Below are 12,924 nucleotides of genomic sequence, written 5' to 3'. Positions count from 1 at the left end.
GTCTCGCCTTTGAGACCTGGGTTCACTGCTGGATCGTCCACAAATCTATCTATAACTAAACAAGCTCAATCGAAACCCGCCGCCCAACCATCACAGCGGCCCGCTGCAGGCTCGCAAGCGTAATATCACTCGTCGGATCAAGCAGCCGATCCACCTGCGACCTGCTCGTCTTAAGCAAAGTCGCCATCCTGTTCTTGGAGATCTTCTGCACCCGCATAGCTTCGGCAAGCTGCCACGCAACAACCTCCTTCACAGCCTGCGCCTGCGCCTCCTCAAAGATGCCTTCTTCCTTCATGAAATCATCAATGCTCGAACCCATATGTTGATCGCTCATTGCCCTAACTCCTTCTGACGCCTGCGCGCCAATTCCAAATCATCCTCCGGCGTGGTCCGCGTCTTCTTAATGAATCCATGCAATGCGACCAGGTGATCGCGATGCGGACAGATCAGTACTCGCGCAGTTCGCTTCGTCGGCATATCCGTGCGAATCTCCCACAACCCTCTCCCCATCGGACGGCATAGCGGCATTCCAACTGGCCACTGCCATTGCGCCCGCAGCAGGTCTCGCCCGATTGACTGACGCTCCTCTTCAGGCAGCCCCAGCAACCACTCTCTCACCGGCTCAACCCCAGACGGTGAACGGAAGAAAATAAGAGGAATCTTCTGTTGCCTTGAACCATCCACGATGCCGTACCTTATATAGTACCACTGCACTTTAAAATGTACAGATCCTGTTTCTCAATAATATCAAACTGGCATGTGGCACCAGCAGGCCCAAGTACCGCCCGCAGATCAAGCCGCCGCCGACCGCAGCGGAGCAATCTTCTTCCGTCGACCCTTCGCATGGGCCGCCTGCCAGAAATCGTAATCATGCTGCAACTGAACCAGATATCCGGCGAACCCTGCCCAATAGACTCGCTGATATTGATCGACATCTCCGACGTCACGCCAGCCTTCTCGCGCAACACGCCCTCCGCGCCGAATTTCTGCATCCTACTTCTGACACGCAATCTGAGAATCGAATCGGAGAGACCTCAATGACCGGCAGACAAGACCAATCCATCGCATCCACATTAGCCTTCGGACTTCTTGGCGCAGGCCTGGTCTACTTCGGCCGCCGCGCCAACCCCGGAATCCTCGCCACCGTGGCCACCACCGCCGGTTACGGCCTTGTCACCAAAGCCGTCAGCGCAGCCGTCTTCGCAGCCCTCGCTCCCTCCGGCAGTTGAAGGGTACAGGCCCTTATGGGTCTATCGCCGCAATTGGGCGGGTGGAGCACATCCGAGTACAATCACATCACGGAGGCCGAGTATGGCCACAGCTCTGATCTCAAATCGGATTTCCGTCGAAGAGTACCGGAAAACCTCCGCCAACCCCGACTGCGAGTACGTCCGCGGAGTCATCAAGGAGCGCGCTGTGGGCGAACTCGATCACGCATCCTGGCAGGCGGCCCTTGTTCGCTGGTTCAGCGAACATAACTCCGCCTGGAACATCCGCGTTTACCCCGAACTGCGTGTCCAGGTAGCCGCCGACAACTTCCGCGTTCCCGACGTCACCATCCTCAGCCGAGGCGCCCCGCGAGAGCAGATCGTCACCCAGCCTCCCTTGGCCGTCTTCGAAATCCTTTCCCCGACAGACACGATGACCGAAATGCTGGATCGGCTGGCCGACTACCAGCAGATGGGCATCCCAGCCATTTGGGTTATCGAGCCGAAAAAACCGTCCTATTATCTCTACTCAAGCGGCCAGCTTACCCCGGCAACCACCTTCGAGCTTCCAGGCGGCAGCTTCCAGGTAGCCTTGAGCGAAATAGCCGCCCTAGCCGACTAAGCCACACTCGACGGGCGGTCCGCATCTGAAATCGGAACGTCCTAAGTCTCGCCTTTGAGACATGGGTTCACGGTACAGCCTAAGTTGAGACTGTTTGCAGTTTCAGATCTTCGAATGTAGCTTCAAATCCCTGGCCGCTCGGAGCAGCGCACATAATTCCCACCTCTACTGGTCGACTCGGCTGGAAATATCCCATACGAACAGAAGTGAATTGAACGCCGTTGAGCGAACAGAGCGTCTCAATGGAATCCTTCTTGCGGATAACCCGCCACCAGACAGGGTCTGTCTCAGAGAGATCCGGCATCGTAGATCCGTCGGAATAGGTGCGTGTGAAAACTACGCTCGCGAATCGCTTTCCCTCAAGGAACTCGGTGCCGCATCGCATCCAGTTTTCACTGTCCAACCTGACCATCAGTCCCGCCTGATCGTAGAGCGTTGCATACTTGCCATTGAAACGGGCTGTGAAGGTAAACTCTCCGGGCACAGAGAGGTGATAGAAGTGGCCGTTATCGGCGACATAGCCATCGAATGTCTTTTGCCAGAAATCCGTTTTTGGCCGGCTCCGAACCACCATCTGCTCTCCGGTGATCTTGGAAGAAGCGGGTTCGTTCATCCATGTCATGCGTGCAAACAAGTTGTCATGAGGTGACGAGGCAATTGCCGCGTCCATTGCCTGATCGAATAACACCGATCCCGCGGTAACCAACAAGGAATCTTCGATGAATCTCCGCCTGTCCATCAATATTCCACCTGCTCCTTTTCAGAATTTCCAATCACCCGTATAACTGACTGCCGGGTGGCCCACATCTAAAATCGGGGTGCCCCAGGTCTCGCTTTTGAGACCTGGGTTCACAGCGTCAACGGGCAAGAATATGCTTGGCTCATCAAGGGGGTGCGGCATGAATAGCACCCCTATCGACAACATTCGCCAGCCATGGGTATCCTCGCCATACTCTTTGATTTCATGGTGGGACATGGAACGGTTTTCGGCTACTGCATATGTGAGCATTATTTCTGAATTACACCAAGAGGAGGAGTGGTTGGAGCATTATGCTCCCAACTATCCGGATTCGGAGGTTGTCAGCTTCGACTTAGATAGCGACCTCCGCAATAAACTCGTGAAAATACGGGACTGCTGCCAAGAAATTAACCTCAAAATTTCGGGCGGTTGTGCAGCGGAATTGCTGGAGCCAGGACTAATCCTAGCGAGAGAAGTAGTGCGTGCCAGGTTTGAGGCGTTGCGAAGAGTGATTCGCCTGGAGATGGACGCAGAGCAGTTTTTTTTACATGCCATCGAAGCAGATTGATTTTTACGATCAACCAGAACTCTTTGGGAAGGGAGTTGTTGCCAGATTTCCGATGATCCAGTATGACATGGTTGAGGCCGGGAACTGCTACGCTATGGGCCGGAGTACAGCTTGCGTCTTCCACTTGATGCGGATCATGGAGGTTGGTGTACAGGTATTCGGCACTAAGCTCGGCGTGGCTCTGGTCAACGAAAAGTATTGGCACAACATTCTGGAGGAAGTAAATAAGGCGATCAAAGATTTGCCAGCGAAGTCTGATCGAGTTGCGATGAGCCAAGCCTCAGCTAACCTCTACGCCGTCAAGCTGGCTCGGCGGAACGAAGTGATGCACCCAAAGGATACATACACCTTGGAGGAAGCTGGCAACCTGATTGGGCAAGTAAAGCTGTTCATGGAGCAACTGGAAGCCATCCTTTAGGCTGAAAGGTGCTTTCGCTATGGTGCTATGGGGCTCAGACGGGAACGTCCCGCTGCTATACACGTCGCGTCGAAACGACTGGACATGCAGCGTAGGCCAAACTCGACTTCCTGAAGATGTTCGTTGGATTCCTTGATCTGCTTCTCTATATCGTCCATTTGGCCAGCGGATGCCTGATCTTGAAGTTGTGACCATACATCGTCAACTGACCGCTTCAATCTTTCCATCTGGACGTAGTTCACCAGATTTGTAAGCAGCAGGCAAAAGAGCAAAATCTGCGTCCAGGGCAACGCTTTTAGCCGGTTCATGGGCTGGTTCCGATCTAACGGGAATTTCTGAAATCCCCACTATAGTAGGGATGAACTTTCCAGCCTAACCGGACTATGGTGGGGATGGCAAGTGAAGTCTGCACAGCCCTCGGGCAGAGAATCCGAAGTTTGCGGCGAAAGCGCGGATGGCGGCAGTTGGATTTAGCAGTGCAGGCCGGGATCAACGAGAACTATGTTTCGGATCTGGAATTAGGCAGGAAGGAAGTTTGCTTGAACACGATTCAAGCTCTGGCGACTGCATTCGGAATGTCGATAGCGGAGTTTATGAAGGGCATTTAATCAACCTAACCTCAAGCCGGTTCCCAGTCACTTCGGCCAATTTCTCAAGCGTGGCGATGGTTGGCAAACTCCGCCCAGACTCCATCCTCGCTATCGCCAATTGAGTTGTACACATCAGTCGCGCAAGTTCTTTCTGCGTCAACCCAGCCATCAGCCGAGCCTCGGTCATCACGAGCTTAATCTCATATTCCGTATTCATCGACCACGATTTTAGCTGCTCTGGGATTGGAAGTGCATAGCGCTGTTTTGGGATTCGCGCTACAGTAGCGGCATAACGTAGAAAAGCGGCCCTGGCAGGCCGCCCTTCCAAACTCTTGCATCGACAATCCAAGGGTACATCTGGAGTGTGTTCAATGCAAGAGTTGTCTAATGGTACTCATCTGAACTCTGAAAGGGAGCCTTCGCCATCTGTTCTTGGTGGCTATTTAAGGCTTGCTCAAGAGTACGCCGAATCTCTTCTGGATTTCCTTCTCGAAGATAAGAATGTAATGTGTGAAACATGGGTTCCGAGTTTCGTTCAATTTCTGGAAGCACGCGGCCATACAAGTCTGGCATCTTGGGTCCGCGAAGGTCTGCGATTACACGCCGAAGGGCAACATTCTCAGCCATTAACCTCTCGACCGTTCGAAGAAGTTCACGAATGCAATCCTGATAAGCCTGTTGTTGTTCTGCCATAGTTTCTCCTCGAATTCGCTCCCACTATAGCGGCTTGGGTGGATGGGCCTCCAGCCAATCGTCTGCGTACTCATCCATGTATGCCAAGACGGCTGGGTCGTCATCGTCGCCGCTACCCTCTTCAAAGCATCCCATTTCCCGCAGGGCGAGTTCGCCCCAGTCTGGTTCATCCCAGTCGTCCAGTTGCTCATCATTGGTCAGATCGGGCATGTGTCATTCTCCTTGGAAGCAGGTTGGCGCTATCATATTGGCATGGGTGCGAAGCCGCCAACCTCGGAAGAATACGACAGGTTTACCAGCTTGGTGGACAAGGTTTTAAGTGTTCCGAAAGCCGAGATTCAACAACGACAGGAAGAGTACCTGAAGCAGGCAGAGGCCAACCCGAACCGGCGCGGTCCTAAGAAGAAGGCTTCCCCTTCCCGCGATGCTGGCGCTTAGAAAGGCCTCGCGTCCAGTTTGCCGGTTAATTCTTCATAGGTAAGCCGCTTCCCGACTACCTTGGACACCAGCTTGGAGAATCGATCCCCATCTTTCTTCCCGATCCGGTTGTTGTATCGGTAAATCTGCTCGTCGATATAGGCGTCCAGGTTGTACGGCTCGACGGACACCTATGTACCGCGCAGACTGCGTTTGAGCAGTGACCAGAAGTTCTCCAATCCATTGGTGTGGACCGTGCCTCTCACATACTCTTCGACATGGTTCACGGTTTCGTGGACGAATTCCAGAGCCTTGAGGTTGTCGTAAGCCTTCCAGCCATCGGTATAGATGGCGCTTTTTCTGGCGATGTTGTTCAGTATGGCATCCTGCAAGGTTTCGCGGTTTACATTGGGAACTACCTTGGCACGGACTTCGCGTGTGCTCCGGTCAAGCATCCCCATAACGGCAGTCTTTTCGGATTTGGCTTTGAGTTCGGGATCGGTGAAGCGCTTCCGGGTTGCTCTCTTTCCCAAATGCCAGTTCATAGGATCGCCGCCGACAAACGATTCATCGGCTTCGACTGGGCCTCCGCCTCCGCCGAGTTTAGTGTCAGTCTCACCCTTCATGGCCAGCCGTATCCGATGCAGCATGAACCAAGCCGACTTCTGAGTGACTTTGATGGTGCGGTGAATCTCGTAGGAGCTAACTCCGTTTCGGCAGTTGGCAACCATCCACATCGCCATCAGCCACTTATCCAGCGGGATGGGCGAATCCTCGAATATGGTTCCGACCTTGACGGAGAACTGGCACTTAGGATGGCGGCTCTTACACTGCCACACGCGCCGGGCCGGAACGTAGGAAACGTCGGTGCGCCCGCAAGTAGGGCATACCACGCCATCCGGCCAGCGCCGCGCTACGATGTAGCTAACGCAGTTGTCCGGATTGGCGAAGTAGAGAATCGCCTGTTGCAGGGGCTTTGGTTCCATGCAGCAACTTTAGCTAAAGTTGCTTGATGAGTCAAGTATGTTTACGCCCGTCAACGCTATGTCACTTTCAGAGCCGAAAATTGAGGCACAAATAGCCCTAATTCCCTGCAAACTCAAGCCCATCCAAATCAATTAGTTACAGCAAAGATAGTTGACAGAGTTTGCCCCAAAAACAGCGCCAAAATGTTCCACGTAGAACATTCGTGGAACAAGGGCATTCGGCCCACCTCTGAAATCGGAACTCTGGCTACGCCGCCTAACTCGCCGTCTTCCCCAGCACAAACGAATCGAAGTCCGGCAAAGGCTTGATTAGCGGAGCCAGCAACACCGCCGCCTGCGCAGTCGTCAGCACCTCCGAAGGATCGAGCTTCGTAATCTGCGCCGCCGCCGGATTCGGCTCAAGCACATCTTCTCGCACCAACCGGCCCCGGTCGTCATACGGCCAGATCGTCTCTTCAAAGTTGCTGTATAGATACATGCAATTCGGATCGGCCTTCGCGCCTTTCAGCTTCAGCATTTCGATCAGCACATCGGCAGAGAGCCCCTTCGGCAGCAATCCCAGCGCCTTCGACGACAGAATCGAACCGCCCCAGACCTGCTGATGAGCCTGAACTGTAAGCGCAATGAAGTTATCCGCGACGGCCACCTGTACGTTCTCACCATAAAAGACACTCTGGTTCGTCTCGGCCCAGAACTTGTAAAGATTGCGCACGTTCTCTTTGCCGCTGATGGTGGTGTTGAAGCCCAGCGCGTGCAGGTTATAGACGGGATTCTCGACCATCATGTCGTCTCCCAGCACTTCGTCATATCTCCCGGACATTTCAAGATACAGATGGCGGAGGTAAGCCATGAGCAGGTAGCGATGGCGCGGGTTCGTGGTGGCAGCTAGAAGCTGTTCGACAGGCTGCAGGGACTTGGTAATGTCATAAGGGGGCATAGATTCTCTTTCCTTGAGTTACGGTTCTGCGTTGGGGGGAATCAGCGCCGCTGCCGGGCCCGGCCCCGTGTAAGTGCGCATCATGTTCCAGGCGGTAAGTGCAACGCCCACATTGATCGCGCCCACCAGGATGACTTCCCACATCTGCTCGACGTGGGCGGGTAAATCCATGTCCGGTGGTCCGGCAAAGATAACTTTGCGATGATAGATAGCAATTGCGGTAAGTACATAAATCGTCGTAATAACCGCCCAGTTCAGGATTGGAGCCCATGGTCTTGCAGCTTTCTTTTCGGGAGTGTTGTAAAGCGTCTGCAAGAGCCGCCGGGGACCTACGTCGAGATAGCGATATGCTACGAGCCAGAAAAGCAGTCCGTAGTAATAAAACCAGTTGAGAGCCAGCGAAGCGACCAGCACGTGCAACGAAATCTCAAAGTAGTTGCGGAATCGCACCCAGTATCCAATCAGTTTGCCGAAGGATTGGGGATTGCGATTGAAGTAAGAGGCCACTGGCAGCGATGACGAAAGTAATGCAATGCGTCCTCCCCAATACCATAGCCGGCTCTTGTAGTGCAGTGAGACTGGTCCGCACACCCAGAGATCAAGTGAGACGACGATCAGATGAAAGGTGAAGATCTTGATCGCCTGGCTGTTTCCAAAGAGCGGGTTCAGCAGGTCCTGGGGACGGAAAAACCCCTGATAGACCTGGCGCACACCAACCCACATTCCCCACAAAAGCAGGGTTGTGTACAGGATCGTGATTACGATCGAGTCCCCAGTAACTGGCGAAAGATTCATGGCGACCATTGATAGTGGATAAAGGCAGGGAAGTCAAACGTATTTTCAACTGTCCTTTGCGTGTAGCCGCCGGTTCAAGCCACCTAGGCAGATCAAAGCCGATCCAGGCCGATTGACAAAGATTGTCACACGGTCAATTCGAAGAATTCGCTTGAAGAGTATGATGTGGTGCATCGGCGGAGGTACTGAGAATGAAAATCAGCGCCCGGAATGTGCTTGCAGGAAAAGTTACAAACGTGACCAAGGGAGCAGTGAATTCCGAGGTTACGCTGACCCTTCAAGGTGGCGAGAACATGGTTGCGATCATCACCAATTCCAGCGTTGATACGCTCGGTTTGCGGCAGGACACAGCCACCTATGCGATTATCAAGGCTTCGGACGTGATGATCGGTAAGGGAAATGAAATGAAACTGAGCGCGCGGAATGTGCTGGCGGGAGAGGTGGCGAAACTCCAGGACGGCGCAGTGAACAGCGAAGTCGAAGTCAGGCTGGCTGGCGGAACCCCGGTGGTAGCCGCAATCACAAAGGAAAGCGTCAAGGCGCTGGATCTGCATCAGGGCGATAAAGTAAGTGCGATCATCAAGGCATCGCATGTCCTATTGGGCGTATAGATCCCGATGGCAAGCGGGAGCCTTACATGTCGTTGATCCGCGTATGGTAGTTGAACACCGCCAGCGTCAGGATTCCGAACACCATCGCCAGCAAAGCAATCGGCGCGCCGTACGGATACTCTTCTGTCAGTGCGAAGCGGATCACGATAATCGATGCTACGAAGGCTGCGTTGCGAAACACCATCTCATAGCGTCCCGAAACTTCCAGCGACAGAATCAGCATCAGTAAATCGGTGAAGATCATCACCGTAAACAGGTCGTTATAGAACGTATTTGTAGGTGGAACGACGGTAGCGCCGTTTTGAGCTATCTGAAAAACTGCGAGAAGGAAGATGCCAACGTTATAGGCGGCCATCCCCAGGAGCAGAGCGGCCAGCCCGATGGCTATCACTTTCTTCTGCGCAATGAATTCCGTCAATCCGCGAGAGGGGGATATCGAACTCGTGTGCCGGACACGCGATAGACCTACATGTCGAAATACCGCGACCAGAAAGAACATCGCAAAGCCCGTTCCCATATGGACCAGGACGGGCAGCGCTTCGGGCGTGAGCCGGTGTTCCGTGAACAGATTGCCGGCCGAGGCAATATCTTTGAAGACTTCGCGAATGAAGATCAGCGACACGATCTCGTATTGATTGGCGATTGAGCGTGTCGTCGCTGCGGGGAGCGCCGCAATCAGGGTCAGCACCTCATAAAACAGAATGAAGCTGAACGGGGTGGAGATCGCGGCCAGATAGTTTTGCCCGATCTCGGCGATGAGCATGGGTGGGTGTGCAAGCGACCGCGCAAGAAAGATCAGCGCCAGATGAATTACGAAACCGGCGATGCTTACCCGAATCACCAGGTACTTCAGAGCTGTCTTGCTTTCGTCGGAGAAGATCCGGTCGTGTAGGTCCTCGAACTGCGCCCACAGTCTGGCCAGCGCTTTCTGCTTGCCATCTTCGGGTTCGTTTCGCGCCATCTTCAAGCTCTCCGATGCTATCTTCAGGTTAGATGACCTCGACTGCCCGGTCGCTTCGTCTATAGCATCGAACTGGGACTACACATTTTCCGAAAATGGTTCAGCGATGAAGAAGCTTTGTGCCGCGGGCCGATTGTTCCTATATCTGATGTATTTTCTTGAATTTACGGATGATATTTAATACGTCCAGGCCCGTTTAGATGGATGTTTGCTCACATCTTTCGTCCCCTTTAATCTTCTCGGAAACTGCGGAAATCTTTGGATGACAGGCAGTGGCGCCGGAATGGTCATGGAGAACACCTATTCAACAACGCATACGCGCGCATCCGGAGATCAGGAACGCGGCTAACCTGCACCAACCAGCTTTAAGTAATCCGGTTCGTCAGCAATCGTTCGATGCCGGAAAGCCCGCACGATCTTCCGGTCTTTCAGGAAGAACACGCCAGGCATTTGTTCGGCGTCTTCTTTGATCATGCCAATGCCGTACTTGCGCATCGCGCCCTTGAGCCATCCCTTCCAAACCGTGAGATTCAGAAAATGCAGGTAAGGATTGGTGCGCGACAAGGCAAACGCAGGGAGTTGATACAGGGATGCGTCGGGATTGCTGATTCTTTCCACATCCGAGAGATGGTAGTAGTCAAAGTATGGTTTGGCCCGCGCCGGGGAGCCAAGATGCACAAAGACCGGCCTCGCGCCCCGGGCGGCAATTTGTTCTTTCACCTGGGAGACGCGATCCAGAGTCTGCGCGCAAAAAGCGCAGGCAAAATGACGGAGGAAGACGAGTAGAACTGGCGATTCATCCAGCAGATCGAGCAGGGATCTGCCTGATTCCGTGTGAAACTCCCGCAAAGCGTCGGCGAGTTCTACTTGCTCGGTTGCCGGTTGCGTTCCTGTAGCCATCGTCCCTGCTCCATTCCGTAAGAAAGAGCCGATTATAGACTCTCCCAGAGGGCAGCAACCCGAACCCAAGCCGCTGACGTAACCCGCAAATTCACCCTGAAACCTCAGACCCGTTGCTGTGCGTGGCGATATACTCCCGCAGAGCGGAGTTTATCCGCGTCTGATATCCCTGTCCCTGCCGTTGAAACCACGCAATCACATCCGCATCCAGACGCAGGGACAGCGGGTGTTTGATCGGGCGGTAAAATGCCCCTCGCGCTGCGTTGCAGGCATAGGACTCCATCGACATCGGCTGGACTTCGCTCTCCGCCACGGCTCCCGATTCCGTGCGCAACTCCGGCTGGAGCGCCTCAATCGTTTTCTTCATGCTCTGGCCCCTTCTGCAATTGCGACGGGACACAACTCAAGCTCTCGCATATCCTCCACTCATATCCTCCACACCGCATCAATTGACGTCAGGAATTGCTGCCGCCTCCGGGCCAGTGGATCTACTCATCCTCCGGTTCTCTTGGCCCTTCCAACTCATCCTCATCGTCCAGCCCGAGCACGGAGTCGTCCATCGGGTCTTCGGCATACCAGCCAAAGCTGCTGACCTCAATCGGCGCACCCCTTTTCGATCGGTCGCTTCCCAGTTCACTCGTCATTGTCGGATCGATTGGCATAAGAACCTCCATGTGCCAGTCAAACTAATCCTGTCGCCGATCTCTTGGCAAGGGGCCAGGTGATCTAACGGCCGGCGACACGCAATCGTGACAAAACGAAGTATGCTATGAATTGCTTCCCTCAGCAGTAGGATAAATCTGCGGTGATAGGCGATGGTGATAGGCGATATCTATGAGTCAAGTCCCTGTCTGGTTTGAGCGCAAATTTGATTTCTCGTTTCCTGCGGAGTTGCTTCCGAATCTTCGGGCGCGTCTGCGCGGCACTCCTGCGCGGCTGGAGGAGACACTTCGCGGCGGCACTTACGAGATCCTCGCGAAGAAAGCGCCGGAAAAATGGTCGGCGCAGGAGCACGCCGGGCACCTGCTCGATCTCGAACCGCTATGGCTGGCGCGGGTGGGCGATTACATGGTGGGCAGCCTTGAGCTGACTCCAACGGACTTGCAGAACAGAAAGACTGACGAAGCGAATCATAACTGGCACCCTTTGGAAGAGATTCTGGCTGGGTTTCGCGCTGCCAGAGAGAGGCTCCTGAAGCGCGTGGATGGATTAGATCCATCCCTGTTTACGCGAGCTATTCCTCATCCGCGCCTGAAGATACCGATGCGTCTCGTGGACCACTTATATTTTGTGGCCGAGCATGACGATCATCATCTGGCTCGGATTTGGGAGTTACTGAACGAAGCTGGGTAGGAGGCGGGATAGCCGGATCAGCGGATCGGCATGGCGTACATCAGTCCGCCATGGGTCCAGAGATTGTTTGCGCCGCGATCCAGCTTCATTGGCGATTTAGAGCCAAGGTCGCGGTCGAAGATTTCGCCATAGTTGCCGACTGCCTGGATCATGTTCGCAGCCCAGGAGTCGCTGAGGCCAAGATACTGGCCGTAGCCGCGCAGCTTGCCGAAGAGGCGTTGCGCTGCCAGATCGCCGCTATTCTTTCCGTCGGCAACATTTGCCTGCGTTACGCCGCTCTCTTCCGCCTGGATCAGTGCTTCGACGGTCCAGCTTACGATTGCGGCCCACTGCGGGTCGTCCAGACGATACATGGGCGCGAGCGGGTCTTTGGCGATCACGTCGGGCAGGATTTGAAAGTCCTTCGCCATGGCTTTGAAAGCGATCCGCTCATAAGCCAGTTGCGAAACATCGGCTGTCACGGCGGCGCAGTTGCGCGTGATGAATGCAGCCTCCATCTCGCCCTCTTCCTGAAAGGGAAACGGCAGCCACTTGATCTGTGCGCGCTTCATGTAGGCAGTTAACTGGTCTTCGATTTCGGTTCCGCTCAGGAAGCAGACCTTTTTCCCTGTAAGATCCTGCGGTGAAGCGATGTTCATGGTCTTGTTGACGAGAAATCCCTGATAGTCGTAGAAGACGGGCCGCGCGAAGCCTAGGGCGGCATTGGTAGTGTTGAGGTAATTCGCCGATCCGGTGGCCAGGACTGCGATTTCACCCGATTGCAAAGCCTTTCGGGCGTCGCGCTCGTCGCGGTAGGGAGTTACGGTGAATTTTGCGTCTGGCCCGAGTACAGCGATGGCTATTGCTTTGCAGATATCGAGGTCGAAGGCGGAGTGGTTGCCGTGCGCATCTTCGGTGGAGTATTCGGGCTCTTCGGTATTGATGCCGCAGGGCAGGGAATTATGGGCTTTGATCTTATCGAGCGTGGGACCGGCGGAAGCTGCTGTGCCTGCGCCCAGAACGAGGCAGGCGATCAGAAATGGCCGTAGGACAAGTTTACTCACTCGCTCACACTTCATTTCAGGAACTCTTGTTCCGGGGGCTAAAGCCCCCGGCTCTCTCCGGAATCTGCGATCTACAACTGTAG

23 protein-coding genes are annotated in these 12,924 nt (G+C 54.4%); 7 read left to right on the top strand and 16 right to left on the bottom strand.

Going from position 1 to position 12,924, the window contains the following annotated elements; genetic code table 11:
- Positions 1-55 precede the first annotated feature (55 nt).
- Positions 56-334 (bottom strand): helix-turn-helix domain-containing protein, encoded by a 279-nt coding sequence (locus OHL23_RS19100; RefSeq protein WP_263353559.1) that lies wholly within the window; start codon positions 332-334, stop codon positions 56-58.
- Complete coding sequence (locus tag OHL23_RS19095) at positions 331-618, bottom strand: type II toxin-antitoxin system RelE/ParE family toxin (protein ID WP_263353558.1); 288 nt, start codon at positions 616-618, stop codon at positions 331-333. Before OHL23_RS19095 ends, OHL23_RS19100 begins: the two co-directional genes overlap by 4 nt.
- Positions 619-1,037: 419 nt before the next feature.
- On the opposite strand from OHL23_RS19095, the gene OHL23_RS19090 reads away from it, so the two are divergent.
- Both OHL23_RS19090 and OHL23_RS19085 read left to right on the top strand, forming a co-directional pair.
- Positions 1,038-1,229 carry a hypothetical protein gene (locus tag OHL23_RS19090; protein ID WP_263353557.1) on the top strand — a complete coding sequence of 64 codons (192 nt, stop codon included), beginning with the start codon at positions 1,038-1,040 and terminating at the stop codon, positions 1,227-1,229.
- An 82-nt stretch (positions 1,230-1,311) separates the two neighbouring features.
- Complete coding sequence (locus OHL23_RS19085; RefSeq protein WP_263353556.1) at positions 1,312-1,830, top strand: Uma2 family endonuclease; 519 nt, start codon at positions 1,312-1,314, stop codon at positions 1,828-1,830.
- 79 nt (positions 1,831-1,909) lie between these two features.
- On the opposite strand, the gene OHL23_RS19080 is transcribed toward OHL23_RS19085, so the two are convergent.
- A complete protein-coding gene (locus tag OHL23_RS19080; protein WP_263353555.1) occupies positions 1,910-2,569 on the bottom strand; it encodes a DUF1349 domain-containing protein in 660 nt (219 codons plus the stop codon).
- Positions 2,570-2,729: 160 nt separating this feature from the next.
- Between OHL23_RS19080 and OHL23_RS19075 the strand changes: the two genes are divergently transcribed.
- Positions 2,730-3,137: a hypothetical protein gene (locus tag OHL23_RS19075; RefSeq protein ID WP_263353554.1), complete on the top strand. Its 408-nt coding sequence runs from the start codon at positions 2,730-2,732 to the stop codon at positions 3,135-3,137.
- The gene (locus OHL23_RS19070; protein WP_263353553.1) at positions 3,118-3,555 is read left to right on the top strand and encodes a hypothetical protein; all 438 of its coding nucleotides are present in this window, start codon (positions 3,118-3,120) and stop codon (positions 3,553-3,555) included. Before OHL23_RS19075 ends, OHL23_RS19070 begins: the two co-directional genes overlap by 20 nt.
- Positions 3,556-3,572: 17 nt before the next feature.
- Here OHL23_RS19070 and OHL23_RS19065 read toward each other — a convergent pair whose 3' ends face one another.
- Entirely contained in the window at positions 3,573-3,863 is a 291-nt protein-coding gene (locus OHL23_RS19065; protein ID WP_263353552.1) for a hypothetical protein, read from the bottom strand.
- A 75-nt stretch (positions 3,864-3,938) separates the two neighbouring features.
- Between OHL23_RS19065 and OHL23_RS28960 the strand changes: the two genes are divergently transcribed.
- Entirely contained in the window at positions 3,939-4,163 is a 225-nt protein-coding gene (locus tag OHL23_RS28960) for a helix-turn-helix domain-containing protein (protein ID WP_396127389.1), read from the top strand.
- On the opposite strand, the gene OHL23_RS28955 is transcribed toward OHL23_RS28960, so the two are convergent.
- From OHL23_RS28955 to OHL23_RS19035, 7 genes are all read right to left on the bottom strand, one after another.
- Positions 4,147-4,314: a helix-turn-helix domain-containing protein gene (locus OHL23_RS28955; protein WP_396127399.1), complete on the bottom strand. Its 168-nt coding sequence runs from the start codon at positions 4,312-4,314 to the stop codon at positions 4,147-4,149. The genes OHL23_RS28960 and OHL23_RS28955 overlap by 17 nt on opposite strands.
- Before the next feature lie 215 nt (positions 4,315-4,529).
- The gene (locus OHL23_RS19060; protein WP_263353551.1) at positions 4,530-4,838 is read right to left on the bottom strand and encodes a hypothetical protein; all 309 of its coding nucleotides are present in this window, start codon (positions 4,836-4,838) and stop codon (positions 4,530-4,532) included.
- Between the two features lie 24 nt (positions 4,839-4,862).
- Entirely contained in the window at positions 4,863-5,048 is a 186-nt protein-coding gene (locus OHL23_RS19055; RefSeq protein ID WP_263353550.1) for a hypothetical protein, read from the bottom strand.
- Between the two features lie 224 nt (positions 5,049-5,272).
- Positions 5,273-5,446, bottom strand: coding sequence for a hypothetical protein (locus OHL23_RS19050; RefSeq protein WP_263353549.1), 174 nt, complete (start codon positions 5,444-5,446; stop codon positions 5,273-5,275).
- Positions 5,447-6,241: an IS1595 family transposase gene (locus OHL23_RS19045; RefSeq protein WP_263353548.1), complete on the bottom strand. Its 795-nt coding sequence runs from the start codon at positions 6,239-6,241 to the stop codon at positions 5,447-5,449.
- A gap of 256 nt (positions 6,242-6,497) precedes the next feature.
- Positions 6,498-7,178, bottom strand: coding sequence for a hypothetical protein (locus OHL23_RS19040; RefSeq protein WP_263353547.1), 681 nt, complete (start codon positions 7,176-7,178; stop codon positions 6,498-6,500).
- Positions 7,179-7,196: 18 nt separating this feature from the next.
- Positions 7,197-7,973 (bottom strand): hypothetical protein, encoded by a 777-nt coding sequence (locus OHL23_RS19035; RefSeq protein WP_263353546.1) that lies wholly within the window; start codon positions 7,971-7,973, stop codon positions 7,197-7,199.
- A 191-nt stretch (positions 7,974-8,164) separates the two neighbouring features.
- Between OHL23_RS19035 and OHL23_RS19030 the strand changes: the two genes are divergently transcribed.
- Positions 8,165-8,584: a TOBE domain-containing protein gene (locus OHL23_RS19030; RefSeq protein ID WP_263353545.1), complete on the top strand. Its 420-nt coding sequence runs from the start codon at positions 8,165-8,167 to the stop codon at positions 8,582-8,584.
- A 22-nt stretch (positions 8,585-8,606) separates the two neighbouring features.
- On the opposite strand, the gene OHL23_RS19025 is transcribed toward OHL23_RS19030, so the two are convergent.
- The 4 genes from OHL23_RS19025 to OHL23_RS19010 form a co-directional block, all read right to left on the bottom strand.
- Positions 8,607-9,545, bottom strand: a complete 939-nt coding sequence (locus OHL23_RS19025; RefSeq protein ID WP_263353544.1) for a hypothetical protein — start codon at positions 9,543-9,545, stop codon at positions 8,607-8,609.
- A 345-nt stretch (positions 9,546-9,890) separates the two neighbouring features.
- Positions 9,891-10,445 carry a SelL-related redox protein gene (locus tag OHL23_RS19020; protein ID WP_263353543.1) on the bottom strand — a complete coding sequence of 185 codons (555 nt, stop codon included), beginning with the start codon at positions 10,443-10,445 and terminating at the stop codon, positions 9,891-9,893.
- Between the two features lie 91 nt (positions 10,446-10,536).
- Positions 10,537-10,812, bottom strand: a complete 276-nt coding sequence (locus tag OHL23_RS19015) for a BrnA antitoxin family protein (protein WP_263353542.1) — start codon at positions 10,810-10,812, stop codon at positions 10,537-10,539.
- A gap of 121 nt (positions 10,813-10,933) precedes the next feature.
- Positions 10,934-11,107: a hypothetical protein gene (locus OHL23_RS19010; RefSeq protein WP_263353541.1), complete on the bottom strand. Its 174-nt coding sequence runs from the start codon at positions 11,105-11,107 to the stop codon at positions 10,934-10,936.
- Between the two features lie 172 nt (positions 11,108-11,279).
- Here OHL23_RS19010 and OHL23_RS19005 point away from each other — a divergent pair, with 172 nt between their 5' ends.
- Positions 11,280-11,798 carry a DinB family protein gene (locus tag OHL23_RS19005; RefSeq protein WP_263353540.1) on the top strand — a complete coding sequence of 173 codons (519 nt, stop codon included), beginning with the start codon at positions 11,280-11,282 and terminating at the stop codon, positions 11,796-11,798.
- Between the two features lie 17 nt (positions 11,799-11,815).
- Here OHL23_RS19005 and OHL23_RS19000 read toward each other — a convergent pair whose 3' ends face one another.
- A complete protein-coding gene (locus OHL23_RS19000) occupies positions 11,816-12,841 on the bottom strand; it encodes a type 2 periplasmic-binding domain-containing protein (RefSeq protein ID WP_263353539.1) in 1,026 nt (341 codons plus the stop codon).
- Positions 12,842-12,924: the final 83 nt, after the last annotated feature.

Source organism: Acidicapsa acidisoli (assembly GCF_025685625.1).
GTDB lineage: Bacteria > Acidobacteriota > Terriglobia > Terriglobales > Acidobacteriaceae > Acidicapsa > Acidicapsa acidisoli.
The sequence above is the reverse complement of the archived record's forward strand: the minus strand, read 5'-3'. Positions and strand labels throughout refer to the sequence as shown.

What these genes read in the sequence shown, in the direction of transcription:
- OHL23_RS19055 (WP_263353550.1), bottom strand. Translation starts at nt 5,048, where the DNA reads ATGCCCGATCTGACCAATGATGAGCAACTGGACGACTGGGATGAACCA.
- OHL23_RS19075 (WP_263353554.1), top strand. Translation starts at nt 2,730, where the DNA reads ATGAATAGCACCCCTATCGACAACATTCGCCAGCCATGGGTATCCTCG.
- OHL23_RS28955 (WP_396127399.1), bottom strand. Translation starts at nt 4,314, where the DNA reads ATGGCTGGGTTGACGCAGAAAGAACTTGCGCGACTGATGTGTACAACT.
- OHL23_RS19065 (WP_263353552.1), bottom strand. Translation starts at nt 3,863, where the DNA reads ATGAACCGGCTAAAAGCGTTGCCCTGGACGCAGATTTTGCTCTTTTGC.
- OHL23_RS19045 (WP_263353548.1), bottom strand. Translation starts at nt 6,241, where the DNA reads ATGGAACCAAAGCCCCTGCAACAGGCGATTCTCTACTTCGCCAATCCG.
- OHL23_RS19060 (WP_263353551.1), bottom strand. Translation starts at nt 4,838, where the DNA reads ATGGCAGAACAACAACAGGCTTATCAGGATTGCATTCGTGAACTTCTT.
- OHL23_RS19015 (WP_263353542.1), bottom strand. Translation starts at nt 10,812, where the DNA reads ATGAAGAAAACGATTGAGGCGCTCCAGCCGGAGTTGCGCACGGAATCG.
- OHL23_RS28960 (WP_396127389.1), top strand. Translation starts at nt 3,939, where the DNA reads ATGGTGGGGATGGCAAGTGAAGTCTGCACAGCCCTCGGGCAGAGAATC.
- OHL23_RS19070 (WP_263353553.1), top strand. Translation starts at nt 3,118, where the DNA reads ATGCCATCGAAGCAGATTGATTTTTACGATCAACCAGAACTCTTTGGG.
- OHL23_RS19005 (WP_263353540.1), top strand. Translation starts at nt 11,280, where the DNA reads ATGAGTCAAGTCCCTGTCTGGTTTGAGCGCAAATTTGATTTCTCGTTT.
- OHL23_RS19025 (WP_263353544.1), bottom strand. Translation starts at nt 9,545, where the DNA reads ATGGCGCGAAACGAACCCGAAGATGGCAAGCAGAAAGCGCTGGCCAGA.
- OHL23_RS19090 (WP_263353557.1), top strand. Translation starts at nt 1,038, where the DNA reads ATGACCGGCAGACAAGACCAATCCATCGCATCCACATTAGCCTTCGGA.
- OHL23_RS19040 (WP_263353547.1), bottom strand. Translation starts at nt 7,178, where the DNA reads ATGCCCCCTTATGACATTACCAAGTCCCTGCAGCCTGTCGAACAGCTT.
- OHL23_RS19030 (WP_263353545.1), top strand. Translation starts at nt 8,165, where the DNA reads ATGAAAATCAGCGCCCGGAATGTGCTTGCAGGAAAAGTTACAAACGTG.
- OHL23_RS19035 (WP_263353546.1), bottom strand. Translation starts at nt 7,973, where the DNA reads ATGAATCTTTCGCCAGTTACTGGGGACTCGATCGTAATCACGATCCTG.
- OHL23_RS19100 (WP_263353559.1), bottom strand. Translation starts at nt 334, where the DNA reads ATGAGCGATCAACATATGGGTTCGAGCATTGATGATTTCATGAAGGAA.
- OHL23_RS19080 (WP_263353555.1), bottom strand. Translation starts at nt 2,569, where the DNA reads ATGGACAGGCGGAGATTCATCGAAGATTCCTTGTTGGTTACCGCGGGA.
- OHL23_RS19010 (WP_263353541.1), bottom strand. Translation starts at nt 11,107, where the DNA reads ATGCCAATCGATCCGACAATGACGAGTGAACTGGGAAGCGACCGATCG.
- OHL23_RS19085 (WP_263353556.1), top strand. Translation starts at nt 1,312, where the DNA reads ATGGCCACAGCTCTGATCTCAAATCGGATTTCCGTCGAAGAGTACCGG.
- OHL23_RS19020 (WP_263353543.1), bottom strand. Translation starts at nt 10,445, where the DNA reads ATGGCTACAGGAACGCAACCGGCAACCGAGCAAGTAGAACTCGCCGAC.